The sequence below is a fragment of the Nonomuraea sp. NPDC050691 genome (assembly GCF_040654455.1).
In the GTDB taxonomy this organism is placed as follows: Bacteria; Actinomycetota; Actinomycetes; order Streptosporangiales; family Streptosporangiaceae; genus Nonomuraea.
In genome coordinates this window covers 135,593-160,613 of record NZ_JBFAIA010000001.1, presented here as the reverse complement: position 1 = coordinate 160,613, position 25,021 = coordinate 135,593, and the positions used below count along the sequence as shown (strand labels likewise).

The following is a 25,021-nucleotide window of genomic DNA, read 5'->3' as shown; positions in this document are numbered from 1 at the left end:
CCCGTCAGCTGACGGGTTCGCCGACGCCTGGCAGGACCAGCTCGCCGAAGGCCCTCTGGTAGCCGGTCAGCTGCCGGGCCTGTCCCGTATCTGCGTCCACCGCGTACGTGGCCACGCGCTCCTTCGTCGCGTACACCACCGTGAACTCGTGTCCGCTCGTCCAGGGACCCGTGCTCAGGAGGGCGGTGTACTTGTTGTCCTTCGGCAGGCCGCGGATGGGGAGCGTGCGCACGACGCGTCCGCTCTTGACGTCGAGCACGGTCACGGTGCCGGTCTTCAGGTCACGGTTCCTTCGGTCCCAGTGCACGGCGATCACGGTGCGGCCGTCGGGGCTCACCTCGTTGAACATGATGTACGGACCCTTGAAGCGCACCGGCTTGCCGCCTCCGGTGACGGGCATCAGCCACAGGTCCGTCTTGACGTACCGGACCAGCTCGACGACGCCGCCCTTGGCGCTGACCACCTCGTACTTGCCGTTCAGCGACACCGTCCTGCCGGTGCGCACGTCGATCAGAGTTCCGGGATCCTTGCTGCCCTCGCGAGGGTCGAAGACCACGTACCGGCCGTCGTCGGAGACCACGAGCATGGAGCCCGCGCCGATCCGGTCCTCCGTGATCGGGACGGGAGAGGTCACCTCGGTGCCGGTCATCAGGTCACGGATCACGTGGGCCTGGGCCTGACGGCTGTAGTAGGCGAGCATGCGCCCGTCCCGGCTGATCGAGACCGGCACCCTCCACTCCTTGGTGGTCATGGCGAGCGCCTGCGGCACGCGGTAGGTGGCGCCGGCGGCGGTGACCACACGCCACTCGACGTCGTCGCAGTTCAGGCTCCTCTGCGTGGTCACCTCGCACCGCGTCTGGTACGCGTGACTGAGCGGCCCGACCTTCCCGGCGGGCAGGTCCGGCACCGTGGCGGCGTCCTGGGACGCGGCCGGCTGCTGATGCTGCCAGGGAACCGTGGTGGCGACCGTCGCCGCGGCCAGCACCAGCGCCGTGCCCAGGGCCGCCGCGCCCGTGGTGAGGCGGCGGCGCCTGCGGTAGCCGGCGATGGCCACGTCGGCCAGGTTGACCAGGGGCGCCTCGTCGGCGATGTCGTTCAATGTCTCCCGCAGCCGCGTCACCGCGCCACCTCCACGATCTCCCGTTCGGACAGCAGGTGCGCCAGCTCGGGCGCCACGGCGCGCAGCCGGGCCAGCGCGTGGTGGGTCTGGCTCTTGACGGTGCCGACGGAGCACCCGAGCAGCTCGGCCGTCTGGGCCTCGCTGAGGTCCTCACGGAAGCGCAGCACGATCACGGCCCGCTGCTTGGGCGTCAGCCGGTCCAGGGCCTGGCGCAGCACGATGCGGTCGAGCGTGGCGTCGTCGTGCGAGACGCAGCGTTCGGGCGGGTCGCTGCTCGGCACCTCGGGGCGTGGGCGCCGCTTCCAGGAGATGTACTGGTTGACCAGCGCCTTGCGGGTGTACGCCTCGGGGTTGCCGTCCTTCGACAGCTTGTGCCACTGCCGCACCACATTCATCAGGACGCTCTGCAGCAGGTCCTCGGCGAGGTGGGCGTCGCCCGTCAGCAGGTACGCGGTGCGCATGAGCGCCTGCTGGCGGGCGAGCACGAACTCGCGGAAGCCGTCGTGACGATCCAAGGTGATCTCCTCTCGCCCGTTGCCAACGCCACCTGGCGGGCGAAAGGTTGCAGGTGTCCGTCACAGGGGTTTGCCGGCCCGCATCCCCAGCACGCGGGGGGCGGGGCCGTCCGGGGGCTCGACGGTGCGGGTGATCACCAGCGTTCTGGCCGGTTCCTCCGGGGCGGCTACCCGGCGATCTTACGTCAGCGGGTTCCAGCCGTCCGGGCCCGCGAGGTAGCGCTGCGGGGTGAGGGCCGCCGCCTGGGCGTCGGTGAGCTGGGGGCGGTTGGCGTTCACCCCCGCGCCCGGCCCCGTGTTGCGGTACTCCGACAGGCGGGCGTCGCGCCAGCTCAGGCCGGACATGTCCGTCCAGGGGGCCGGCTTGACGTGGGCGCCGAGCGTCGACTCCCTGACCAGCACCTGGCCGCGGGCCGTGGTGGAGCCGCCGGCGGGCCAGGGGCGGCCGAGGTACGCGGACTGCGCGGGCAGGTCGCCCACCAGGGTGCTGCGGTAGATCAGGAACCCGTACGGGTTGGCGATCTCGGTGCTGGCGGCCGTGACGTAGCCGTTGTTGCTGCTGCTGCCACGGTTCAGCGACCTGATCGTGCACCGGTCGAACACCGCCGTGCCGCGGCCGAAGATGAAGTCCACGTCCCCTTCGACGTAGCAGTTGCGGTAGTACTGCCGCGACACGGTCGTGGTGGACGGCGAGTTGGCGTACAGGGTGTCCTGGTTGCCCAGGAAGCGGACGTTGTCGAAGATCAGCCGGTCGCCGGTGGTGCGGACGGCGACGGCCTGGCTGTTGCCGTGGGCCCGCTCGTCGTAGGCGTTCTGGAACGTGAGGTTCCGCGCGACGAAGTCGTTGCCGGACACGACGACGCTGGCGCTGCCGGACGTGCCGTACGTACCGCTGCCGTCCGGTTTCGGGGTACTCGCGGCGTTGTCGTACGTGATGACCACGTCGCGCGGGTCACCGGTCGCGCCCACCAGCGAGATGTTCGGCTTGTTCGCCGGTACGGTCACCACCTCCCGGTACGTGCCCTTCCTGACCAGGATGGTCACCCGCGAGGACGACCCTGCGGGCACGGCGTCGATGGCGGCCTGGACGGTGCGGTGGTCACCTGTGCCGTCGGCGGCCACGACGAGGTCCCGGCGCGCGGTGGCCCCGGCCGCGGCGGTGGGGGCTGCCGCGGCCGGGGCGGTGAGGGTTGAGGCGGCGGCCAGTGTCGCGACCGCGAGTGCGAGGACGGGTCTCATGTGCGCTCCTTGACCGGAGGTGCCAGATGCCTACCTTGCGATGTGCACGGTGAATCCCTCGAAGATCGCCTGTCCCGTCCCGTCGCCCTCGGCGAACAGGCCGAGCACCGCCCCCACCCAACGGCCCTGCGTGGCGTGGAACGGCTCGCCGAGCGGGCGCAGGCCGTCCCCCGTGTCGGCCAGGAACGTGACGACCGCGCCCTCCCCGACGCGCGCGCCGAGGGTGACGGCCGTCCCCTCGGGCACGGCCACCCGCGCCGAGCCCGCGCGCACGACGGCGGACCCGTCCGGCGCCGGCTCGACCGCCACGGAGGCGGAGGTGTGGCCGACGACGGCCAGCCCGGCGCGGCCCGCGCCCTTGAGCGTGACCCGCGTGGTGACCGTGCAGGGGTCGCCGGGGAGCCGCTGCGTGAGGACGGCCGGGCGCTCCCGCAGGTCCGCGGGGCCGGGCACGCAGGTCAGCCGGAGCGTCCCGTCGCGCAGCTCCCACCAGGAGGGGTCGGGGTTGGCCTGCCAGCTCCACTGGAGGCCGAGGCCGGGCCCGGCGAAGTCGTCGGACGTGGCCGGCGCGGCCGGCTCCCCGCCGGGCACCGGCAGGGGACCGTCCGGCACCGGCACGCCGTTCGCGCCCATGACCGGCCAGCCGTCCCGCCACTCCATCGGCTGGAGGTGCACGACCCGCCCGTACGCGCCGCGGTCCTGGAAGTGCATGAACCAGTGCTCGCCGGACGGCGTGTCCACCCAGCCGCCCTGGTGCGGGCCGTTCACGTCGGTGCCGCCCTGCTCCAGCACGATCCGGTCCTCGTACGGGCCGAAGATCGAGCGCGACCGGAAGACCGACTGCCAGCCGGTCGCCACGCCCCCGGCCGGGGCGAAGATCCAGTAGTGGCCGTCGTGCCGGTAGAGCTTTGGGCCCTCCAGCGTGCGGTAGCCGGGCAGCAGGTCGGCGTCGACGATGAGCGTGCCCTCGTCGAGCACCTCGCGGGCGTCCGGTGACATGCGGTGCAGGGTGAGCCGGTTGCTCACCCCCGCCCGGCTTCTGGCCCAGGCGTGCACGAGGTAAGCCTGGCCGTCCTCGTCCCACAGGGGGCACGGGTCGATGAGGCCGAGCCCGGGCTTGACCAGGTGCGGCTCGGTCCACGGCCCAAGCGGGTCCGCGGCGTTCACCTGGCAGATCCCCACGTCGGGGTCGCCGTAGAAGATCCAGAAACGGCCGTCGTGGTGGCGCAGCGACGGGGCCCACACGCCGCAGCCGGGTCGCACGTCGTCGTGTCCCCGGGTCACGGCGTGGCCGATGATCGTCCAGTTGACCAGGTCGCGGGAGTGCAGGATCGGCAGCCCCGGCACCTTGGTGAAGCTGGAGGCGGTCAGGTAGAAGTCGTCGCCGACGCGGATCACGTCGGGGTCCGACCAGTCCGCGTTGAGCACGGGGTTGCGGTAGCGGGAGGAAAGGCCGAGGGCCACGGTGGAACTCTCCTGGGTCAAAGTTGTGCAACCGGTTGCACAAAACGATCCGCCCGCGGAGAGGTGACGTCAATGGGACGCGGCCGGATCCGGCGCGCCGAGCAGCGGAAACGCCCGAACCTCGAAATTTTCGCACCCCCGGGGGTGGCAGGGACGCGATGCTGCAGGCACAGTTGGGGACATGACGGCCGAAAGCACGCCACCCCCGTTGCCCAAGCTGGCAGTCATCGCCCGCGAGGCCGGAGTGTCCGTCGCAACCGTTTCCAAAGCTCTCAACGGCCGGTCGGACGTCTCCGCGCACACCCGCCGCCTCGTCGCCGACGTGCTGGAACGCCGCGGCTACCCCCGTCAGCGGCTCAAGCAGCGCCGCGGCAGCCTCGTCGACGTCATGCTCCAGGGCCTCGACTCGCCGTACGCGCTGGCGGTCCTCGGCGGCGTCGAGGACGCGGCCTGGCGGCTGGGCATCGACGTCGTCGTCTCCTCCGTGACCGGCCGCACCAAGAACGGCCGGCCGCCGGCCGCCTGGCTGGACCGGATGAGCGCCCGCGACAGCGCCGGCATCCTGCTCGTACGGACCGCCCCGACCGCCTCCCAGCGCTCCTGGCTGACCGACCGCGGGATCCCCGCGGTCATCGTGGACCCGCGCCGCGAGCCCCCGCCCGGCGTGCCCGTCGTCGTCTCCGCCAACCAGGCCGGCGCCCGGTCGGCGGTCGAGCACCTAGTCGGCCTCGGCCACCGGCGCATCGCCGTCGTCACCGGCCGTCCCGGCGTGCCCTGCGCCGTCGAGCGGCTGGCCGGGTACCGGGAGGCCATGGCCGGAGCGGGCCTGCCCGTGGACCCGCGCTGGGAGGTGTGCGGCAACTTCCGGGGCGAGGAGGCCCTGCGGGCCACCCGCGAGCTGCTCGACCGGCTGCCGGACCCGCCGACCGCCGTCTTCGCCTGCTCCGACGCGATGGCCGCCGGGGTGTGCCAGGCGCTCGCCGAGCGCGGCCACCGGGTGCCGGAAGACGTCAGCGTGGTCGGCTTCGACGACTCCGTGGCCGGGACGCACGTCACGCCCCCGCTGACCACCGTCCGCCAGCCTTGGAACGGCCTGGGCGCCGCCGCGCTGACCGCCCTGCTGTCGGCGGACGCCCCGGCCCGGGTCGAGCTGCCCACCACCCTCGTCGTCCGCGCCAGCACCGCCGCTCCCCGCTGATCTCCTTGGCGGTGCCCGCGCCGCCGCGGCACCTAGGCTGAGACTTCCTGGGCGTTCCAGGAACGCCCGTGAACGGGGGGAGAAGCGAGACCATGGCGGCTGGCGACGGCGACGGGTGGACGGAGTGCGGGCGGGGCCACCGGCACTGGGGGCTGCACGGCGCCTCCGGTCTGCTGGCCGTCCACCACGACGCGGACGGCGTGCCGTACGTGCTCATGCAGAAACGCTCGTGGTGGAGCCACCACGGCGGCACGTGGGGCCTGCCGGGCGGCGCGCTCGACAGCCACGAGGACGCCGTCGCCGGGGCGCTGCGCGAGGCCCACGAGGAGGCGGCGCTGCCCGCCGACACCCTGCGGGTCAGGGGCGTGTACGTGGACGACCACGGCGGGTGGGCGTTCGAGACGGTCATCGCCGAGGCGCCCGAGCTGCTGCCCGCCGTGCCCGCCAACCGCGAGAGCGACGAGCTGCGCTGGCTGCGCCTGCCGGAGATCTCCGCGATGCGACTGCACCCCGGGTTCGCCGAGACGTGGGGACAGGTCCAGGAGGAGCTGCGGCCCGAGACGCTGGTCCTCGACGTGGCCAACATCGTCGGCGCCCGCGCCGAGCACGGCTGGTGGAAGGACCGGCTCGGCGCCGCCACCCGCCTGCTGGAGGAGGTGGCGCGGCTGGGCCTGTCCCACCCCGTGCTGGAACGCTGGTACCCGCGGATCGTGGCCGTCGTGGAGGGCGGCGCCCGCGAGGTGCCGGACGTGCCGGGCGTCCAGGTGGTGGCGGCCACGGGCAGCGGCGACGACGCCATCGTGGAGGTCGTACGCCGGGCCCGGCCGTGGGAGCGGGTGCTCGTCGTGACCGCCGACCGGGGCCTCAAGGAGCGCGTCACCGACCTCGGCGCCACCACCGCCGGCCCCCGGTGGCTGCTCTCACAGCTCGACCGGTAGGAGCCGCCGCTCCGGTACCCCGGCGGCACGGCAGCCGCTAAGGTGGTGTGCGCACTGGAGGGTTCGCATAGTGGACGAGTGCAGCCGCCTTGAAAGCGGCCAGGTCAGCGATGGCCTCGTGGGTTCGAATCCCACACCCTCCGCTCGGCTCCGGCGCCCCCGGGCGGCCTAGTCGCGCATCCCGGGGGCCGCCACGGTCTCCCTCGCCCCGGCGAAGCCGTCGCCCACGTACGCCGCGAGCTGCAGGAAGGCGTCCCGCGTGGGCTCCTGCAGCCGGTCCAGGTCGATCTCCGCGCCCTCCTCCAGATGCGGGTCGTACGGCACGCGGATCACCGCCCGGCACCGGGCCGCGAAGTGGGCCTCCAGCTTGTTGATGTCGACCGCCGACTTCGTGCGCGGCCGCACGCTGCACAGCACGACGGTGGCGTCGCGCACCAGGTCGCCGTAGTGGTGCGCCTCCAGCCAGTCGAGCGTCGCAGACGCGGCCCGCGCGCCGTCCACCGACGGCGAGCTGACCAGCACGATCTGGTCGGCCAGGCCGAGCACGCCGCCCATCGCGGAGTGCAGCAGGCCGGTGCCGCAGTCGGTGATGCAGATGGAGTAGAAGTTCTCCAGCACCTGCGAGACGGCCTGGTAGTCGGCGCCGCTGAACGCCTCCGACACCGACGGGTCGCGGTCGGAGGCCAGCACCTCCAGCCGCGAGGGCGCCTGCGAGGTGAACGCCCTGATGTCGACGTACCTCTTGACCTGCTCACGCTCGTTGAGCAGGTCGCGGACCGTCGCCGAGGTCTCCAGCGCCAGCTTGTCGGACAGGGTGCCGCGGTCGGGGTTGGCGTCGACGGCGATGACGCGGTCGCCGCGCGTCGAGGCGAGCGTCGCGCCGAGGCCGACCGTGGTCGTCGTCTTGCCGACGCCGCCCTTCAGGCTGAGGACGGCCACCCGGTGGTGACCCGTGGCGACCGGTGTGCGGGCCCTGGACAGCAGCTCGCGGCGGCGGCGCACCTCCGGCGGCTCACCCGGCTTGATCCAGCCGCCGGACGCCTTGTAGACCAGGCGCCGCCAGCCCTTGGACGGGGCGTTGCGGCGGCCCCTCAGCAGGGTCTCGGGGTCCAGGCTCTCGGCGGTCGGCTTGCCGGTGACGGGCGGGCGCGGGGACGCGCTGAAGACCGGGACGGGGGCCGGGCGGCGCGGCCTGGGCGCCGACGGCTCGGCCCGCGGCGCGGGGGGCTGAGCCGCCGCGTGCGGGGGCGGCTCGGGGAGGTCCCGCGTCTCGGGGTGCCGCGGTGGCTCCGGACGGTCGAGCCCGCTGCCCTGGGCGGCCCGGCGACCGGACGACGGGGCGCCGAACGCGGGCGGATGGGCGAGGGGCCTGACCTCGACGGTGTGCCGGTCCTCGTCGTCGTCCACGGAGGGAGCGAAGGGGGTGTCCTCGTCGCCGTGGGGGCCGGCGGCGGTGATGCCGTGGCCGGGCTCGGGTTCCTCGTGGCGGGAGCGGGACCGGGTGGGCCGGGTGTCGTCGGGTACGTCCTCGGCGGCCGGTGCGTCCTCGGTGGACCACGCGTTCCCGGCCGAACGTGCGTTCTCTGCCGACCGCGCGTTCTCGGGGGAACGTGCGTTCTCCGCCGACCGTGCGTCGCCCGTCGGGCGCCCCTCATCCGTCGGGCGCCCCTCACCCGGCGGCCGTACCTCGTCCGACGGACGCGTCTCGGACGGCCGTGGGGCGAACAGCGGCGTGTCGGACGGCGGCACCGGGCGCGGCTCCCACGCGGACGGAGGCCGCACATTGGGAGAGGTCGCGTCCGGGGAGTCCGGGTCGGACGCCGCGACGCTTCCCTCGGAGACGCCCGCCTCCGAGCGCTGGGACTCCGGACTGCGGTCCTCGGAGGTGTGCGTGTCGGAGGGGCGGGCCTCGGCGGAAGGGGTCTCCGAGGGGCGCGTCTCGGACCTCCGCGTCTCGGGGAGGCCGGGCTCGGAGGTCTCGGCCGGGCGCGTCTCGGAAAGGCGGGCCTCGGACGGGCGCGTCTCGGAGGGGTGGGTCTCGGACGGGCGCGTGTCGAAGGCGTTGAAGCGCTCCGGCGGCAGCGGCCACTCCAGGGGCTCCGGCCACCCGGCGCGCTCCTCAGCCGTCCGTCCCCCGGCGGCGGCCGGGTCGTCGCCCTCGCGCGCCGGCCGGGGCTCGGGCAGCGAGGGGTACGTGTCGGCGTCGTCGGCCCGGGGCAGCGGCTTGAGCGGCTCCAGGAACCCGTCGGGCCCCGCCGACGCCAGGTCGTCCCGGTCGTCCCGTGGCTGCGCGTCGAACGGCGCCGCGGGCGTCTCGAACGCCGACGCCTCGCCGAACGAGCCCTGCCGCCGACCGTGCTCCAGACCGTATCCGGACGTCTGGTCGTACCCGGAGGTCTGCTCGTACCCCGACGTCTGGCCGAACGGCGACGGCGGCTCCAGCCACTGCGTGGAGGCCTCACTCTCGCGCCCGGCCCCCTCCTCCCCCACGTCGGCCCCCGCGCCGGACGCCGTGTCAGGGTCGTACAGCGACCCGGCCGCGGCGCGGAACAGCGGCTGCGGCGGCACCTCCGGCGGCGTCACCGACCGCCACGGGTCCTGCGGGTACGGCGAAGCGGACTGCTCGTCGGCGGAGCCGGCGGAGCCGCCCGGGACGGACGCCTCCTCCGTCTCCTTGATCGCATCGAGCCAGGCAAGCTGCTCCTCGAGCGATTCCTCGCGATCGTGTCTCGCCACCGTGTTCCCCCTCGGCTGGGTGTAAAGGGGCAGCAAATATTCTGAAGATTAACGCCATGTGTTCCCATGGTCGCAGCCAACCCGGAACTTCTTTGCCCGGTTACGGTGGTGACATGCGAGCCATCGAGATCGTCCGGCCCGGCGGCCCAGAGGTCCTGGAGTGGCGCGAGGTGCCCGACCCGCGTCCTGAGCAGGGCCAGGTCGTCATCGACGTGGCCGCGGCCGGGGTCAACAGAGCGGACGTGCTCCAGCGGAAGGGGTTCTACGACCCGCCTCCCGGCACCCCGCCGTACCCGGGGCTGGAGGTCTCCGGCGTGGTGGCGGAGGTCGGCGCGGGCGTGCCGGGGTTCGCGCCCGGTGACGAGGTCTGCGCGCTGCTGGCCGGCGGCGGCTACGCCGAGCGGGTGGCCGTGCCGTGGGAGCAGGTGATGCCGGTGCCCGAGGGCGTCCCGCTGGTGGACGCGGCGGCGTTGCCGGAGGTGGCCTGCACGGTGTGGTCCAACGTGTTCATGCTGGCCCGGCTGCGCAAGGGCGAGACGCTGCTGGTCCACGGCGGGGCGAGCGGGATCGGCACGTTCGCGGTGCAGCTCGCCAAGGCGCTCGGCTCACGGGTGGTGGCCACGGCCGGCGGCGAGGCCAAGCTGCGGCGGCTGCGGGAGCTCGGCGCGGACGAGACCATCAACTACCGCGAGCAGGACTTCTCGGACCTGGTGCGGGCCGACGTGATCCTCGACATCATCGGCGGCTCCTACCTGGCCGGCAACCTCAAGGCACTCAACACCGGCGGCCGCCTGACGATCATCGCCCTCCAGGGCGGCGCCAAGGCCGAGATCGACCTCGGCGTCCTGATGACCAAGCGCGCGTCGGTCCACGGCACCACGCTGCGCGCCCGGCCCGTCGAGGAGAAGGGCGTCATCGTGCGCAGCGTCGCGGACAACGTCTGGCCGCTGGTCGGCGCGGGGGCGGTGCGTCCCGTGGTGCACGCGCGGGTTCCGATGAGCGACGCGGCCGAGGCGCACCGGCTGCTGGATTCCGGTGAGCACATCGGCAAGATCCTGCTAGTACGGTGAAACCTATGAGTGCTGAGGACAACAACACCTCTCGCATCGTGGTGGTCGGTCCCGACTTCCAGGGCCAGAGTGACAGTGGTGAAGAGGAGCGCTCGGTCACCAACCTGGTCGAGCAGCCCGCCAAGGTCATGCGTATCGGCAGCATGATCCGCCAGCTTCTGGAGGAGGTCCGCGCGGCCCCTCTGGACGAGGCGAGCCGCAAGCGGTTGAAGGAGATCCACCAGTCCTCGATCAAGGAACTGGAGGACGGCCTGGCGCCCGAGCTGGTCGACGAGCTGGAGCGGCTGTCGCTGCCGTTCACCGACGACAACGGCACGCCGCCGAGCGACGCGGAGCTCCGCATCGCCCACGCGCAGCTCGTGGGCTGGCTTGAGGGGTTGTTCCACGGGATCCAGACCACGCTGTTCGCGCAGCAGATGGCGGCCAGGGCCCAGTTGGAGCAGATGCGCAGGGCGCTGCCCGGCGTGCCGCACGGTGACGCCCCGCCTGGAGGCTCCGGCCCCTACCTGTAGCCGGGGGACGGCCCGTAGAGCCGCTCCAGCACGCGGGCCACTCCGTCGTCGTCGTTGGCCGCCGTCACATGATCGACCGCGGCCAGCACGCCGGGATGCGCGTTGGCGACCGCGTACGACGTGCCTGCCCAGCTCAGCATGGGCAGGTCGTTCGGCATGTCGCCGAACGCCACGACCTCCGACGGCTTGATCTCGTGCCGCTCCGCGAGCACGGCCAGCGCCGTGGCCTTCGTCACACCGTGAGCGCTCATCTCGATGAGGCTGCGGCCGCTGGAGTGCGTGGCGGTCACGAGGTGCCCCACGAGCTCGTGGACGGTCGCGTGCAGCGTGTCGGGGTCCATGTGAGGGTGCAGGGCGAGCAGCTTGGCGCAGGGCTGCGACGTCAGCGTGCCGGCGCCGACGCGCAGCCCTCCGACGGCCTTGCTGTCCCAACCGCCGAGCGGGAATTGGGACTCATGCGCAAATCCCCCCTCATACTCGACCGAAAATGCGAGTTCGGGCACGTTCGCTCTTAGCTGAGCGACGACTTGTTCCAGTACATCCACCGCGATCAGGTGCGATTCGACTATGCGTTCCGTATGCAGGTCGTAGATCAGTGCTCCGTTTGCACAGATTGCCAGCCCTCGGTGACGCAGCGCACCGGCCACTCCGCTCATCCACCGCGGCGGCCGGCCGGTGACGAACACCAGCATGGCGCCCGCCTCCTCGACTCTGGCGAAGGCCGCAGCCGTCCGGGGAGAGATGGTTCCGTCAGCGCGCAGGGCGGTGCCGTCGAGGTCGGTGGCCACGAGACGCGGCGCGGGGAGACTCTGCATAACACGTTCCAGTTTGCCGGGTGATGCCGCCGGCCAGAAATCTTCCCAGGGACGGGAACACCGACGCGCCAGAATGGTGTTAGATGTGGAGGCGTTGTATTAGCTGATCCCGTAGTGAAAACCAGCATGACTTTGTCTGAGCCACCCCGGGTTGCTGCTGTACGACACACCGGGACCCGCGAGGTGCGGGTCCCATAGATTCACATCCTGAGGGAGAGCTTTTATGGCTCAGGGAACCGTCAAGTGGTTCAACGCTGAGAAGGGCTTCGGCTTCATCGCCCCGGACGGCGGTGCGCCGGACGTGTTCGTGCACTTCTCCGAGATCGTCGGCAACGGCTACCGCAGCCTTGAAGACGGCCAGCGGGTCGAGTTCGAGATCACGCAGGGCCAGAAGGGGCCGCAGGCCTCTCAGGTCCGTGCCATCTGACCTGTAGCAGCGAGATAGGCCGGGGTTCGCTTCCAGCGAACCTCGGCCTTTCGCGTACCCGGGGCAGCCCGCTCACCTGATCACGAATGTGACTCAACTCACGGATCGCCGAACCCGCGCCCCTGGACGATCATCGACCCAGGCATGACGTACGCGTGGTTGTGCCACCCGGCGACCGTGACCGGCAAGCCGGGTGACGTCGCGGGGCTCGTGGTGGCCCCGCCACTGGTGGCCCTCCTCTTCCTGGGACGGGCCGACCTGGCCGCCACCCTGATCACCGGGACGCTGTTCACGCTCGCCAAAACGACGTAGACGGGCGCGTAGGCGGCCTCCCATGTCTTCACCCTCGTGGCGGGTCCGTCGCGCGTCCTGGACGATTCCACGGACCTCCTGGCCCTGCCCGCGCTCGCCCTGGCCTGACGGGTACGGCGGCGCACCCTCCACGCCGACGCAGGCTGCATCGTGTTCAGCACCGACTCCGTCGGACGCGGCCGCGAGACGGTGAACGGCATGGCGTCCACGGACGCTGGCCCACGCGGCCACAGGAGAAGGCGTGCGTGCCGGGCGACGCGCGGCGCTGCTACGCCATCGTGCCGGGGCCGGATGGCCGTGAGGGAGTCCGGCGACAGAGGCCGGACCTGGCGCACCTCGTGGGAGCTCTCCGAGGGCCGGCGCGAGCTCCTCGCCAGGGGTCGCCGTCCTCGTCGGACGCGAAGCCGTCAAGGAGGACGCCCTGATAACCGCCGCCGTCGAGGCCGCGCGACGCCCTGAGACGTGACACGCCGACCCCCCCGTCCCATGGGGGCGGGGGCGTCGGCGCAGGGCGCACAGAGGGGGCGGCGGGCGGGCGGCGACCCAGGGCCCGAGAACTCCAGGTCCGGGCCACACGTCCGGCTACTTGGACGGCTCCAGCACCTCGAGGCCCACGTACGGGCGCAGCGCCTTCGGCACCACGACCGAGCCGTCGGCCTGCTGGTGGTTCTCCAGGATGGCGACGATCCAGCGCGTGGTGGCCAGCGTGCCGTTGAGCGTGGCCACGTGCTGCGGCTTGCCGTCCTTGTCGCGGAAGCGCACCGCCAGCCGCCGGGCCTGGAACTCCGTGCAGTTGGAGGTCGAGCTCAGCTCCCGGTAGCGGCCCTGGCTGGGGATCCACGCCTCGCAGTCGAACTTGCGCGCCGCCGACATGCCGAGGTCACCCGCCGCCGTGTCGATGACCCGGTAGGGCAGCTCCAGGGCGTCGAGCATCTCCTTCTCCCAGGCCAGCAGCCGCCGGTGCTCCTCACGGGCGTCCTCGGGCCGTACGTAGGAGAACATCTCCACCTTGTCGAACTGGTGGACGCGGATGATGCCCCTGGTGTCCTTGCCGTACGAGCCCGCCTCGCGGCGGAAGCAGGACGACCAGCCGGCGTAGCGCAGCGGCAGCTCGTCGGCGTTGAGGATCTCCTGGGCGTGGTAGCCCGCCAGCGCCACCTCCGAGGTGCCGACCAGGTAGAGGTCGTCCTCGGGCAGGCGGTAGATCTCCTTGTCGTGGGCCACGTGGAAGCCCGTGCCCTGCATGGTGTCCGGCTTGACCAGCACCGGAGTGATCATGGGTGTGAAGCCGCTGGCGATGGCCTGCTGCATGGCCATGTTGAGCAGGCCGAGCTGGAGCCGGGCGCCGACGCCCTTGAGGAAGAAGAACCGCGAGCCGGACACCTTGGCGCCCCGCTCCATGTCGATGGCGTCGAGCAGCTCACCGATCTCCAGGTGGTCCCTGGGCTCGAAGTCGAACCGCCGCGGCTCGCCGTAGGTCTCCAGGACGACGTAGTCGTCCTCGCCGCCGTGCGGGGCGTCCTCCTCGACGAGGTTGGGCACGGTCTGCACGAGCTCGTCGAGCTGCGCCCCGAGCGCCTCGGCCTCGGCCTCGGCGGCCTTGACCCCGGCCGCGAGGTCCTTGGCCCGGGCCAGCAGCGCGGCCTTCTCCTCGCCCTGCGCCTTGGACACCGACTTGCCGAGACTCTTCTGCTCGGCGCGCAGCGACTCGAACCTGGTCAGCGCGGAGCGTCGGCGCTCGTCGAGGTCGAGCAGCGTGTCGACGACGGCGTCGTCCTCACCGCGGGCACGCTGCGACGCCCGGAGCCGGTCGGGGTCCTCACGAAGGGTACGCAGGTCAATCACAAGGAAAGGCTACCGGCGCGAGGCGTCTCCTCGCCCCTCTATTCGGCCTCAGACCTGACCGGCGCGGATCCGGGCCAGCCAGTCGCCCGCCTCGGCGAACTCCTCGTCGGCCGTGCCGGGCTTGACCCTCGGCACGACCCCGTCGGCCCGCGGATAGCTGCCGAGGAAGCGCACCTCGCCGCAGACGCGGTGCAGGCCCGCGATGGCCTCACCGACGCGGGCGTCGGCGACGTGGCCCTCGAAGTCGAAGTGGAAGAAGTAACGGCCGATGCCGTCGCCGGTGGGCCGCGACTCGATGCGCGTCAGGTTGACGCCGCGCACGGAGAACTCGGTCAGCATCTCCAGCAGCGCGCCGGGGTGGTCGTCGGCCAGGAAGACGACGAGCGTGGTGCGGTCGGAGCCGGTCGGCTCGGGCAGGGGACGGCCGGGACGGGCCACCTTGACGAACCGCGTCACCGTGTCGGTGCGGTCGCCGATGTCGCCTGCCAGCTCCACCAGGCCGTAGTGCTCGCCCGCGATGCGGGCCGCGATCGCCGCGTCGTACGGGGAGCCGGGCAGCGACACCTCCTGGGCCGCGGCGGCCGTCGAAGGCGCCGCCACCACCACCGCGTCGGGCAGCTCGCGCGAGAGGTACGCGCGGCACTGCGTGATCGCAGCGGGATGGGTGTAGACGCGCTTGATGTGTGGGATCTCCGTGCCGGGCCGGGCCAGCAGCGAGAAGCGCACCGGCAGCAGCAGCTCGGCGTCGATCAGCAGGGGCTCGCCCCAGGCGAACTCGTCGAGTGTCGTGGTGATCGCGCCCTCGACGGAGTTCTCCAGCGGAACGACCGCGCCGTCGGCCTCGCCGCCGCGGACCGCCGCCAGCGCGGCGCTCACGGTCGCGCAGGGCAGACGCTCGGCACCGGGGTCCAGGAGCCGCAGGGCTTCCTCGGTGAAGGTTCCTTCGGGCCCGAGATACGCGAGTCTGGGCATGACTACAGAGTATCCGCAGCTTGTCGAGGTGCGCGCGGCTTTGCCGCGACCGACCCGAGCCCGAGCCGGGCGGCCCGCACCGCCTCCTCCTCTTCCGGCGACAGCGGCTGCTCACCCTTGCCGCCCACCACGCACCGCACGTACGTGCGGGTCTCGGAGCAGCCGTTGATCGAGGTCAGCACGATGCCGTCGCCCAGGCCGTTGATCATCGCGACGGAGAACGACAGGCGGCCGGCCATCTCCTCCAGCGCGTCGTACCGGCACACGGCCACGTCGCGGATGGCCCTCAGGTCGCCCGCGGCGACGGACGCCTGCCGTACGAGCATGCGGCGGCAGTCGTCGAGCTCCTCCCGGGCCCGCCGGAGCGCCAGGTAGCCCATGACCACGCCGCCCGTCGCTGCGGCGGCGCACATCCCCACGGCAATCAGCACGCTACAGAGGGTAATGGGCGGGCAAGGCGCCTGGCGAGGGCTCGGCGGCCCGCCGCTTCGGCAGCCAGGACGCCAGCAGCCAGACCAGGGCCAGCGCCCCGAGCCCGAAGGCGTTCTGCACGATCTTGCCCAGCACGGGGCTGAGCACAGGGATCTCGGCCGCCTTCAGCGCCACGCCCCACCAGGGGATCGGCAGCACGTAGTACAGCCACACGCCGGCGGCCACGCGCAGCCGTACCGGATCGCGCCCGTCGCCCACGACGGCGCCCAGCACGACGACGACCCAGGCCAGGTGGTGGATCCACGCGACGGGCGACAGCAGCACCGCCATCAGCCCGACGAGCGCGACAGCCGTGACGGAGTCACCCGCGCGGTACGCGTCCCGGGCGGCGCGGAAGCCGTACCAGCCGACCACGGCCACGATCGCCACCCACAGAAGCCCCGTGAGCGTGTCGTTCATGTACAGGCGGATCAGCATGCCGCGGATGGACTGGTTGGTGGTGCCCGCGTTCGAGCCGAGCCTGTCGGGGTCGAGCAGCGCCGAGAACCAGAAGCCGGCCGCGTCCCGGGGGATCACCGCGAACGGCAGCAGCGTGAGCAGCGCCGTCACGAACGACGCCATGAACAGCGTCCGCCACTGCCGGGTGATCAGGAGGTAGACGAGGAAGACGCCGGGGACGAGCTTGACGGCGGTGGCCAGCCCGATCAGGAACCCGCGCGGCCACCACGGCCGCCGCGCGACGCAGTCGGCCAGGCACAGGGCCACCAGCATGATGTCCACCTGCCCGAACCGGACCTGGTCGCGGATCGGCATCAGGTACGTGCACGCCACCATCAGGAACGCGAACAACCAGGGGCTGTGCCGGGTGCCGCCGGTCAGGATGCGCCGGAGTCCGGTGCCGGTACGGCGGAGCAGTGGCGGGAGCCCCGCGGAACCCGCCCCACTGGCCTGTTCGCGACGGACGTCCTCGGCATGTTCTTGTCGACCAGGAACGCTGTCGACATGGGAGCCTTCGGTGCCCTCGCGGGGCCGTGTGAGCACCTCCCGGAAGGCGAACCCCACGGTCACGGCCAGCGCGACGAAGATCCCGGCCGTCCACACCCACTGGGCCGTCCCCCACGACATCTCCGCCAGCGCCACGGCCAGCATCGCCGCGACGGGCGGATAGGTGAACGGGAGAAGCTGCGGGGCCGGGGTGAAGTACGCGTACACGTCGCGGCCGTCAAGGAGCACCTGGCCGCCGGTACGGTAAACATCGAGGTCGACGAGGCGCTGGTCGTCGGGGTTCGTCAGCCAGTGCAGCACGAGAGGGGCCACGGCCCACGCCACGACGACCGCCGCCACGGCCCACGCCCACCACTGCCGCCGGCGCACCGACGTCTCGCCACCTGTCACGGTGTGGCACGTTACCGTGGCTGTTGCCGATCGAGGGTCACACACCGGGGGTCCCGTACATGCCGCACGTGCCGTATGCCACGTTCAGCGCGCCCTCACGCGCCCAGCGGCCCCTCTGGCTCTCCGCGACCTCCAGAATCACCGCCGTCATCCTGAGTGCCACGGTGACCACCGTCTTCCTGAGCACCAACGCGACCGCCAACCCCGGCCTCGTGCCCCTCGCCACCAGACCGGCCTCCGCGACCACGCCGGCCACGGCCGTCTCCCCCGCCTTCACGACCTCCCCTCTGCACGCCACCACCGACGGGGTCCGGTACGCCGCCACCGGCGGGGCCGAGTACGCCACCACCGGAGAAGCCCAGGACGCCACGACGGGAGCGGCTTACGCCTCGACCGGCGGCACATCCCTGACCGCAGGGGCCGCCCTGGCAGGAAGTGCGGGCGCGGCCGGAAGAGCGGGCGCAACAGGAAGGGCGGAGGCGGCCGGAAGAGCCGGCGCGACCGGAAGAGCCGACACAGCCGACACGACTGGACGGGCGGACGCAACAGGAGGGACAGCCTCTTCCGTCGAGACAGCCCCGCCTGGAAGGTCTTCAGTCGAGACCGCCCCGACGGGAAGGTCCGGCCAGGCCCCCGCCACAGGGACTCTCCGGGCCGACCAGTTGACCGGCCGGGTGGCTCTCATCGGCGTCCCCGGCCTGGAATGGAGCGACCTCGACGTCTCCCGCACCCCCAACCTGTGGAAGCTCGCCGGGGAGGCGGGCTCCGCGTCCCTGTCCACGCGCGCCGTCCCGCCTCCGGACCGCGGCATCACCTGTCCCATCGCGGGCTGGCTGACCGTCTCGGCGGGCCAGCGTTCCGGTGCGCCCGGCCGGGGCTGCCCCGCCGTGCCCAAGCCCCAGCGGAACGGTGAGGGCGCCAGTGTCCCGGGATGGGCGGCGCTGGCCGCGTACCAGTCGGAGACCGGGTACGACGCGCAGCTCGGCACCCTCGGACAGTTGGTGACCGACGGAGGCGGCCGGGTCGCGGCCATCGGCCCGGGCGCGGCCCTGGCCGCCGCCAACAAGGCCGGAAATATCACCACATACGCAGACACCGCAGAGGCCCTGCCGGACCTGTCCGCCTATCACCTGATCGTTCAGGACGTTTCCCCCCTGGCCGACGCCTGGGCCCGCCAGCCCCTGGACGAGTACGGCGTGCCGACGCCCATGCCGGCCGCCACCAGACGGAAGGCGGCCACGGAGGCCGACCGCCGGATCGGGGCCCTCCTCTCCCGGCTCCCGGCGGGGACGACGACTCTGGTGGCGGGCATCTCCGACGTCACTCCGAACGCCCACCTCCACGTGGCCCTCGCCACCGGCCCGGCCCCCACCACAGCCAGTCCCACAGCCCACCACAACCAGAGCCCCACCGGCACGGCCGACCAGAACCAGGAGAGCCGAGCCAACGGCCCCACCGGCAGCACGGACGACCAGAACCACGCGAGCCGAACCAACCGCCCCACCGACCCCACAGACGGCCAGAACCTTGGCACCATGGCCGACCAGACACCTGGAAGCGCCGGCCAGACACCTGGAAGTAGTGCCGACCCCGCACCCAGCCGTGGAAGCGAGCGAACACCTGCCAGTGGAGCCGCCCGAGGCCCTGGCGGTGATGGCACCACCCCGGCCCGGTCTTCCTCTGCTCGCTCTTCCGACGGCGAGCAGGAGTACCGCCACGGTCACCTCACCGCCACCTCCACGCGCCAGGACGCCCTGGTCACGATCACCGACCTGACGGCCACGGCGATCGGGGCGCTCGGGTTGGAGCCTCCGCGCCAGGTCGTCGGCCACGTCTGGCAGAACGGCGACCCCGCCCCGGCCACGACGGCCGAGACGGTGGCGGAGCTGGCGGACGCCGACCTGGCCAGCCAGGTGCTGCGCGAGGTGCGCGGCCCGTTCTTCGCGGTCTTCGTCTCGGTGCAGCTCCTCTTCTACGCCTTCGCGGCCCTCGCCCTGCGCCGCCGCCGCAAGTCCCCCAGCAGCCGACCCCCGTCCCCCGCAAACGGCACCCTCACAGCGGAGACCGACCCCACAGGAGCCGAACCCACGAGGATCGAGCCCCCGAAGACCGAACCCACGAAGGCGAAGACCGAGGCACCGACGGCCGAACCCACGAAGATCGAGGCAACGACCGCCGAGGTGGCGGGCGAGGGCCACGATGGCATCCCCGAGTCGGCCTCAGCCTCGGACACAGACCCAGCCTCCGCCTCGGTCTCAGGTTCACCCTCGGTCTCAGGTTCACCCTCGGGCTCGGGCTCGGGCTCGGTCTCAGCCTTGGGCATAGGCTCAGCCTCACCCCCGGTCTCAGGCTCGGTCTCGGCGGGACGGCCGGACTCCGCCGGTGAGGTCGCCGGGGAGTCTCGGCTGCTGAGCGTCGTGCAGGTCGTGGCGGTGGTCAGTGGATCAATCGCCGTGTCCACGTTCCTGGCGCAGCTCGTGCCCTGGTGGAGCCTGCCGATGCCGATGGCGGGCGTGATAGGCACCATCCTGGGCATCGCCGGGCTGATCAGCGCGGTCGCGTTCGGCGGGCCGTGGCGGACGCACGTGCTCGGGCCGTTGACCGTGGTCGCGGCCGTCACCTCGGTGGCCCTGCTCGTGGACGTGATGACCGGCTCCACGCTGCAGGTGAACGCCGTCACCGGCTACGAGCCCGTCACCGGCGGCCGGTTCTACGGCTTCAGCAACATCGCCTTCGCCGTCTACGCGACCGGCACCATCCTCGGGCTCGCCGGACTCGCCCAGTGGCTGCTGGGCAGGGGAGCGTCGCGGCTCGTGACGCTGCTGGTCTGCGCCGCCTACGGGGGCCTGGCGGTCTTCGCCGACGGATGGCCGGCTTGGGGAGCCGACTTCGGCGGCGTGCCCGCCTTCGTGATCGGACTGGCCGTCTTCCTGATCATGCTCGCCGGTCGACGTGTGTCCCTCGTGAAGCTGATGCTGGTGGCGTTCGCGGGCGCCGCGTTGATCGGCGCCATCGCGTTCTTCGACTGGCTCCGGCCGGCGGCGCAGCGCACCCATCTCGGCAACTTCGTCCAGCAGATCATCGACGGCCAGGCGTGGACCGTGGTCGGCCGGAAGTTCGGCGCCATGATCGGAGTCACCGTCGGGAACTGGTCGCTGACGCTCCTGTCGGCGGTGGCGCTGGCCTTCCTCTTCCTGGTGCTGGATCGTCCCTCTCGCTGGGGCGCCTCGGCGCTCGGCCAGGCGTACGCGCTCGCGCCCACCTTCCGCGCCGGGCTGTTCGGGGCGCTGACGTGCGCGTTCATCGGGTTTCTCATCAACGACTCGGGGATCGCCATCCCGGCCATGGCGCTCACGATGGCCGTCCCGCTGGCGCTGGCCGCCTCCGTACGGGCCCTGCGGCTCTCCAGGCCCACCACGCCAGAGCGACCGTCAGAGCCAGCAACACCCACGGAACGACCTGGGGTCTGACCACGGCCCTGAGCCACCCGAGGTCGTCCGGGAGGACGATCACCCGTGCCGGGAGGTAGGCCAGGGACAGGACCAGCAGGTGCGCGACCAGGAAGCCGTCGAACGCCGTGGCCGCCACCAGCGCCAGCAGCGCGAACGCCATCCCGTCGTACCAGGGCAGGATGTACGGGGTCGCGAACACGTACGCGCCGACCAGCACGGCGGCCACCACCTCGGCCGGGACACCCCCTACCTGCCCGACCCGCCCCACGGGTCCGACGGGTCCGGGTCCCACGGGGGTCAGCCGGTGCGACAGGCGGAACAGGGACCAGGCGACGAGGACCAGGATCAGGAGAGAGCCGATCTGGATCTCGCCCCGGTAGGCGCTCCCCGGGGCCACCAGCGTCTGCAGCCAGCCCTGGACGAGCTTCCAGTAGGAGGCGTGGGAGATCGCCTTGCTGGTACGGGTCACGGGGCTGATGGCGTCCGTGCCCACGACGGCGTACCCGGCGATCACCACGGCCAGCGCCGCGCCGGCCATCAGCGCGAGCCGCCCCGGCCGGCGCCGCAGCTCCCATGCGGACCCCAGCGCCACCAGTCCGGCGTTGACCTTGATCGCCACACCCACCCCCAGCAGCATCCCGGAGCCGAGCGGGCGGGCACGGGCGAGGAGCGCCGCGATCATGCAGGCCACGGCCAGCGTGTCCACATGCATGCCGGCGACCAGCTGGTAGAGCAGCAGCGGGTTCGCCGTCCACAGCAACGCCGCCCGGAGCCGTCTGGCGGGATCGTGTCTGGTGGAACGGTCGATCAGGAGGCCCGTCGCGATGAACGCGGCGGAGTTCAGCACAGCCAGGACGAACATGGTCAGCCTGAGCGAGTCTCCACCGACCCAGCTCGCCAGCGCCTGCGCGCCTGTCGCGACGGGGCCGTAGACGCTGGGCTCCTCGCGCCAGGGCTCCTCCACCGCTCCGGCGATGGGGTCGCCGGGGAGATCGACCGCACCGTGGGTGTACGGGTTGATGCCCTGGACGACCATGCGGCCGTACGCGGCGTAGTTGAGGTGATCGCCGGAGCCGGAGGGCGGCAGGAACGCGAGCAGACCGGCGGCTATGCAGCCGACGAGCAAGAGGAGGCGGGCTGCCGCCGTCAGGGGGCCACGGCCGGGCCCGTCTGTGACGCGGCCAGGAGCGCCCTCCGCATGGCTGGAGGCGCCTGTCAGGTGGCTGGGAGTGCTCTTGGCGAGGTCGGTGCCGCCTGTGACGGGACCGGAGGCGCTTCTGAGGTGGTCTGGTGTGCTCTCTGACTCTGCGTGGTTGGTGCGGTCTGTGGCGACAACATGGGTGCCGCCTGAGGTGAAATCGGCGCTGCCTGGGGCGGGACTGGGAGCGTCAGGGGCAGGGCTGGCCCCGCCCGAGGCGGGGTTGGGGCCGTCTGGGGCGGGGTCGGGGTCAGTGGAGGGGTGGGCGTCGCTCGGCGCGTGCGTGGGGGCGGTTGCGGGCCGGGGAGAAGCGTGGCGGGTGGCGGTCAGGCCCGCGAACAGACCCAGGCCGCCGAGGACGATGGCAGCCGCGGCCATGGCGATCACGAGGTGGGGGTCGGGCCGGACGTCCAGCGAGAACGGCGGCAGCCAGGCCGGGCCGCCGAGGTCAGGGACCATGGCGGACGGGCCGAGGAGGCCGATGGCGATCGTCAGCAGGATCGATGCGATGATCGCGATCATGGCCGGCCCGGGAAGCCGGTAGGGCGGCTTTCCGCTCTCGTTCTCCGAAGTCACCCGCAAATTCCAGCACACCGGCCCGAGCACCCAGGCCGTCTATCCCCAGGCTGTGGATAACTTCGCGTTTCTGGTGGATGAAGGGGGGCGGGGAGGGCTACAAGGTCGTCTGGGGACGTCCGGTTCGGTTTCGGGCCTGCTTGGGGCTCTGTTTCGGACAGTTCTGGCTTGTAGGCGAGTGGATCACAGATTTCGGCTGCACTTGACGAGACAGCTGGTGGGTACGCCTCAGCGCCACCTCGCTGTCGATCTGCTCACGCGGCAGCACGGCCGCGGCCACCCCGGCCCCCCCGGCCCCGGCCACTCCGGCCACCCCCGGACAGCCGGACACCCGGCCACCCCGGACAGCCGGACACCCAGCCATGGCCACTCATGGTCCCGATATTCGCCCCCAGGCCGTACGGGCAGAGCCCCCCTGGTCGAGCGAGCAGAAAGGCCGTCGAAGAGGGCGCTCGCGCGAGCAGAGGAGCCGGTCGCACGAGCACCGACCGAGCGGGCAGAGAGGCCAGTCGAAGGGGGCGTTCGTGCGGGGATTTGCCGGGGCGCGGAGGGGGTGCGGGGGATCGACCGGGTTTGCGTGGAGCGGGTCAGCGGTTGGGGCGGAGCTTGTTGAGGTTTTGGGTGATTAGGGGCTCCCGGGTCGCCAGGGCGAGTGCCACGTCGCGGAGTTGGCGGGCGCGGTGGACCTGGGCGCGCCAGTCGGTGCCCGTCGCGCGGTGGCTCATCTCCACCTCGACCTCCACCACGCGGTACCCCTTACGCAGCAGGTCGATGGTCAGCCCGGTCTCCACACCGAACCCGTGAGCCAGCGGCCGGGCCGCCTCGAAGGCGTCGCGGGTCAGGCAGCGCTGGCCGTTGAGCGGCTGGGTGGCCGTGAAGCCGGTGGCGCGCCGAATGCCGTCACGCGAGAGCCGGACCACCATGCCGTGGCCGCCGAGCTTGACGCGCGTGGCGAACACCGCGATGGACATGTCGGCCTTGCCCTCGCGGATGGGGGCGATCAGGGCGGCCGCCGCGCGGGCGGTGTCGCCGAGGTCGGCGTCCAGGAACAGTAAGTGGCGCGGGGTGTCGTCGTCGAGCAGACGCACGGCCTCGGCGCCCGTCTCCATCGCGGCGGCCTTGCCACGGTTGCGGCTGTGACGCACCACACGGGCTCCCGCCGCGCGCGCCGCCTTGCCGGTCTGGTCGGACGATCCGTCGTCGACGACCACCACCAGGTCGACACCCGGCAGGGCCAGGGCAGCGGTTACGGTGGCGCCGATGCGCCCGGCTTCGTCCTTGGCGGGAATGATGACCGCTGTGTCGCCGCCGCTCACCATGCCTCCCCGCAATTGGTCGGGATCGGGGTGGGGATGGTCAGATCGGGTCCCGGCCGCCGCCGGCATCCCAGGCGCCCGACGGGCTCCGCGCCCACGGACATCCTCGCGCCCGGGGAGGTCCCCGCACGCACGAAGGTCCCCATGTGTGCGGACGCCTCCACGCCCCCAGAGGTCTCCGCACCCACGGAAATCTCCATGCCCGAGAAGGCCTCGCGCACGAAAGTCCCCGCGTCTGCGGACGTCTCCATGCCCACGAAGGCTTTCGGCCCGTGCGCTGTCGGTGCGGGTACGCGTTCCGCCTTGGGCGAGGGCCTCAGGCCGGTGCTCCGGGGGCGTGTTCGGCTCACCCTGGGCGAAGGCGTCGGGCCCGCACCCAGAGTGAGCGTACGGCCCGCCCCGCGCGAGAGCGGGTGGTCCGTCGTAAGCCGGGGGGCCGGGTACACGCGTTGCAAGGGCGCCCTCACGACCCCTCGGTGATCAGGAGCTCCTGCGGCACCGCGTCGTACACGGTGAACACCGAGTCGAGCCCCGTGACCTGCAGAATCTTCCGTACGGCGGGACGAGGGGCGGCCACGTCGAGGGCGCCGCCCCGCTCCTTCATGCGTTTGAGCGCAGAGAGCAGGACGTTCATCCCCGTGGAGTCGCAGAAATCCACGCCGGACATGTCGATGACCACGCGGCTTGGCCCGTCCTGCAGCAGGCGAGTGAACTCGGACTGCAGGTGGGGTGCCGTGTAGAGGTCGATTTCGCCGGTGATGGCGACGAGCGCCTGACCGGCATGTGATCGAGTCGAGACCTTGAGCTCCACAGGGGCAGGCTAGCGGCGCGGAGCCTTCCGGTCACGCTGTCACGCCGAGAGGGGAACCGCAGGTTTTTGTCCTCCGTTTGGGCTCCACAGGAACGCAGAGTACGCGAAGCTTGACGGTGTGACACCGGCACGGCCGGAAGGGGGCGGCCCGGCACCCGCGTCCGGTCACCGCTCCGATGCCGCACCGAGACGGATCGCCGCACCGAGAAGGAGGGGCTGGGCGCGACCACGGGCCCGAGTATCTGATGAATACCGAAGAACCCGAAGACCCTCAGCGTCAACGGCTCCGCGAGCACCTGGAGACCATCCTCATCCGTACCGAGAAGGCCGCTCCCTGGCATGACGAGGCCGGGCGCCTGCGCGGTCTGGTCAATCACGAGGGGTTCGTCCCCGTACGCACACGGTTGGCGATCGAGGACCTGGAGTTTCTGGCGGGCGCCCGCCAGGACGTGCTGACGTTCACCGAGCTGACCCTGCGACTGCTCGACCTGCATCAGCCCCGCGACGCCGGCGGCATCACCAGTGACTCCGCCCATCCGATCCTGCGCTGCCGGAGCTGCATGTGGCGCTGGCCGTGCCCGACCTTTCGGGCAATGTCGGAGTCGTTCGGCGGGGCCCTCGACAACCCCCTCCCCGAGCCCGCATGAAACCCGGCCCCTCGAAGCCGGCCTTTTCCCA

General features: G+C 72.1%; 22 protein-coding genes and 1 tRNA gene. 9 read left to right on the top strand and 14 right to left on the bottom strand.

Annotation, left to right across the window (positions count from 1 at the left end):
• Positions 1-4: 4 nt before the first annotated feature.
• The 4 genes from AB0H81_RS00845 to AB0H81_RS00830 form a co-directional block, all read right to left on the bottom strand.
• Positions 5-1,120: a hypothetical protein gene (locus AB0H81_RS00845; protein ID WP_358367284.1), complete on the bottom strand. Its 1,116-nt coding sequence runs from the start codon at positions 1,118-1,120 to the stop codon at positions 5-7.
• Positions 1,117-1,635 carry a SigE family RNA polymerase sigma factor gene (locus AB0H81_RS00840; RefSeq protein WP_358367282.1) on the bottom strand — a complete coding sequence of 173 codons (519 nt, stop codon included), beginning with the start codon at positions 1,633-1,635 and terminating at the stop codon, positions 1,117-1,119. Before AB0H81_RS00840 ends, AB0H81_RS00845 begins: the two co-directional genes overlap by 4 nt.
• A gap of 180 nt (positions 1,636-1,815) precedes the next feature.
• Positions 1,816-2,874, bottom strand: coding sequence for a pectinesterase family protein (locus AB0H81_RS00835; RefSeq protein WP_358367281.1), 1,059 nt, complete (start codon positions 2,872-2,874; stop codon positions 1,816-1,818).
• 30 nt (positions 2,875-2,904) lie between these two features.
• Positions 2,905-4,338: a glycoside hydrolase 43 family protein gene (locus AB0H81_RS00830; protein WP_358367278.1), complete on the bottom strand. Its 1,434-nt coding sequence runs from the start codon at positions 4,336-4,338 to the stop codon at positions 2,905-2,907.
• Positions 4,339-4,519: 181 nt separating this feature from the next.
• On the opposite strand from AB0H81_RS00830, the gene AB0H81_RS00825 reads away from it, so the two are divergent.
• From AB0H81_RS00825 to AB0H81_RS00815, 3 genes are all read left to right on the top strand, one after another.
• Positions 4,520-5,536 (top strand): LacI family DNA-binding transcriptional regulator, encoded by a 1,017-nt coding sequence (locus AB0H81_RS00825; protein ID WP_358367277.1) that lies wholly within the window; start codon positions 4,520-4,522, stop codon positions 5,534-5,536.
• A 92-nt stretch (positions 5,537-5,628) separates the two neighbouring features.
• The gene (locus AB0H81_RS00820; RefSeq protein WP_358367274.1) at positions 5,629-6,474 is read left to right on the top strand and encodes an NUDIX domain-containing protein; all 846 of its coding nucleotides are present in this window, start codon (positions 5,629-5,631) and stop codon (positions 6,472-6,474) included.
• Between the two features lie 56 nt (positions 6,475-6,530).
• A tRNA-Ser gene (locus AB0H81_RS00815) sits at positions 6,531-6,617 on the top strand.
• Between the two features lie 25 nt (positions 6,618-6,642).
• On the opposite strand, the gene AB0H81_RS00810 is transcribed toward AB0H81_RS00815, so the two are convergent.
• Positions 6,643-9,210 (bottom strand): AAA family ATPase, encoded by a 2,568-nt coding sequence (locus AB0H81_RS00810; protein ID WP_358367271.1) that lies wholly within the window; start codon positions 9,208-9,210, stop codon positions 6,643-6,645.
• A 113-nt stretch (positions 9,211-9,323) separates the two neighbouring features.
• Here AB0H81_RS00810 and AB0H81_RS00805 point away from each other — a divergent pair, with 113 nt between their 5' ends.
• Together AB0H81_RS00805 and AB0H81_RS00800 are read left to right on the top strand one after the other, a co-directional pair.
• Entirely contained in the window at positions 9,324-10,280 is a 957-nt protein-coding gene (locus AB0H81_RS00805) for an NAD(P)H-quinone oxidoreductase (RefSeq protein WP_358367268.1), read from the top strand.
• A gap of 5 nt (positions 10,281-10,285) precedes the next feature.
• Positions 10,286-10,792 carry a bacterial proteasome activator family protein gene (locus tag AB0H81_RS00800; protein WP_253769983.1) on the top strand — a complete coding sequence of 169 codons (507 nt, stop codon included), beginning with the start codon at positions 10,286-10,288 and terminating at the stop codon, positions 10,790-10,792.
• On the opposite strand, the gene AB0H81_RS00795 is transcribed toward AB0H81_RS00800, so the two are convergent.
• Positions 10,783-11,580 (bottom strand): HAD family hydrolase, encoded by a 798-nt coding sequence (locus AB0H81_RS00795; RefSeq protein WP_358367265.1) that lies wholly within the window; start codon positions 11,578-11,580, stop codon positions 10,783-10,785. The two genes, AB0H81_RS00800 and AB0H81_RS00795, sit on opposite strands and share 10 nt — an antisense overlap.
• A 250-nt stretch (positions 11,581-11,830) precedes the next feature.
• Between AB0H81_RS00795 and AB0H81_RS00790 the strand changes: the two genes are divergently transcribed.
• Both AB0H81_RS00790 and AB0H81_RS00785 read left to right on the top strand, forming a co-directional pair.
• Positions 11,831-12,034, top strand: a complete 204-nt coding sequence (locus AB0H81_RS00790; RefSeq protein WP_043619750.1) for a cold-shock protein — start codon at positions 11,831-11,833, stop codon at positions 12,032-12,034.
• Positions 12,035-12,178: 144 nt separating this feature from the next.
• Positions 12,179-12,346: a hypothetical protein gene (locus tag AB0H81_RS00785; RefSeq protein ID WP_358367263.1), complete on the top strand. Its 168-nt coding sequence runs from the start codon at positions 12,179-12,181 to the stop codon at positions 12,344-12,346.
• A 582-nt stretch (positions 12,347-12,928) separates the two neighbouring features.
• Here AB0H81_RS00785 and serS read toward each other — a convergent pair.
• Genes serS through AB0H81_RS00760 form a run of 5 tightly spaced genes read right to left on the bottom strand, consistent with a single transcriptional unit; the run spans position 12,929 to position 17,339 of the window.
• Positions 12,929-14,191: a serine--tRNA ligase gene (serS, locus tag AB0H81_RS00780; RefSeq protein WP_358367260.1), complete on the bottom strand. Its 1,263-nt coding sequence runs from the start codon at positions 14,189-14,191 to the stop codon at positions 12,929-12,931.
• A gap of 48 nt (positions 14,192-14,239) precedes the next feature.
• On the bottom strand, positions 14,240-15,163 hold the full coding sequence (gene pheA / locus AB0H81_RS00775) for a prephenate dehydratase (protein WP_358367258.1): 924 nt from the start codon (positions 15,161-15,163) through the stop codon (positions 14,240-14,242).
• A 2-nt stretch (positions 15,164-15,165) separates the two neighbouring features.
• A complete protein-coding gene (locus tag AB0H81_RS00770; RefSeq protein ID WP_358367256.1) occupies positions 15,166-15,594 on the bottom strand; it encodes a DUF4446 family protein in 429 nt (142 codons plus the stop codon).
• 1 nt (position 15,595) lies between these two features.
• Positions 15,596-16,990 (bottom strand): glycosyltransferase family 87 protein, encoded by a 1,395-nt coding sequence (locus AB0H81_RS00765; RefSeq protein ID WP_358367253.1) that lies wholly within the window; start codon positions 16,988-16,990, stop codon positions 15,596-15,598.
• A gap of 37 nt (positions 16,991-17,027) precedes the next feature.
• Positions 17,028-17,339, bottom strand: a complete 312-nt coding sequence (locus tag AB0H81_RS00760) for a hypothetical protein (RefSeq protein WP_358367250.1) — start codon at positions 17,337-17,339, stop codon at positions 17,028-17,030.
• A 325-nt stretch (positions 17,340-17,664) separates the two neighbouring features.
• Between AB0H81_RS00760 and AB0H81_RS00755 the strand changes: the two genes are divergently transcribed.
• The gene (locus tag AB0H81_RS00755; protein WP_358367248.1) at positions 17,665-20,460 is read left to right on the top strand and encodes a hypothetical protein; all 2,796 of its coding nucleotides are present in this window, start codon (positions 17,665-17,667) and stop codon (positions 20,458-20,460) included.
• On the opposite strand, the gene mptB is transcribed toward AB0H81_RS00755, so the two are convergent.
• The 3 genes from mptB to AB0H81_RS00740 form a co-directional block, all read right to left on the bottom strand.
• A complete protein-coding gene (gene mptB / locus AB0H81_RS00750) occupies positions 20,342-22,216 on the bottom strand; it encodes a polyprenol phosphomannose-dependent alpha 1,6 mannosyltransferase MptB (protein WP_358367245.1) in 1,875 nt (624 codons plus the stop codon). The genes AB0H81_RS00755 and mptB overlap by 119 nt on opposite strands.
• A gap of 587 nt (positions 22,217-22,803) precedes the next feature.
• Positions 22,804-23,535, bottom strand: coding sequence for a glycosyltransferase (locus AB0H81_RS00745; RefSeq protein ID WP_358367242.1), 732 nt, complete (start codon positions 23,533-23,535; stop codon positions 22,804-22,806).
• Positions 23,536-23,995: 460 nt separating this feature from the next.
• Complete coding sequence (locus tag AB0H81_RS00740; protein ID WP_175594545.1) at positions 23,996-24,343, bottom strand: STAS domain-containing protein; 348 nt, start codon at positions 24,341-24,343, stop codon at positions 23,996-23,998.
• A 245-nt stretch (positions 24,344-24,588) separates the two neighbouring features.
• Here AB0H81_RS00740 and AB0H81_RS00735 point away from each other — a divergent pair, with 245 nt between their 5' ends.
• Complete coding sequence (locus AB0H81_RS00735) at positions 24,589-24,990, top strand: hypothetical protein (protein ID WP_358367240.1); 402 nt, start codon at positions 24,589-24,591, stop codon at positions 24,988-24,990.
• Positions 24,991-25,021 lie beyond the last annotated feature (31 nt).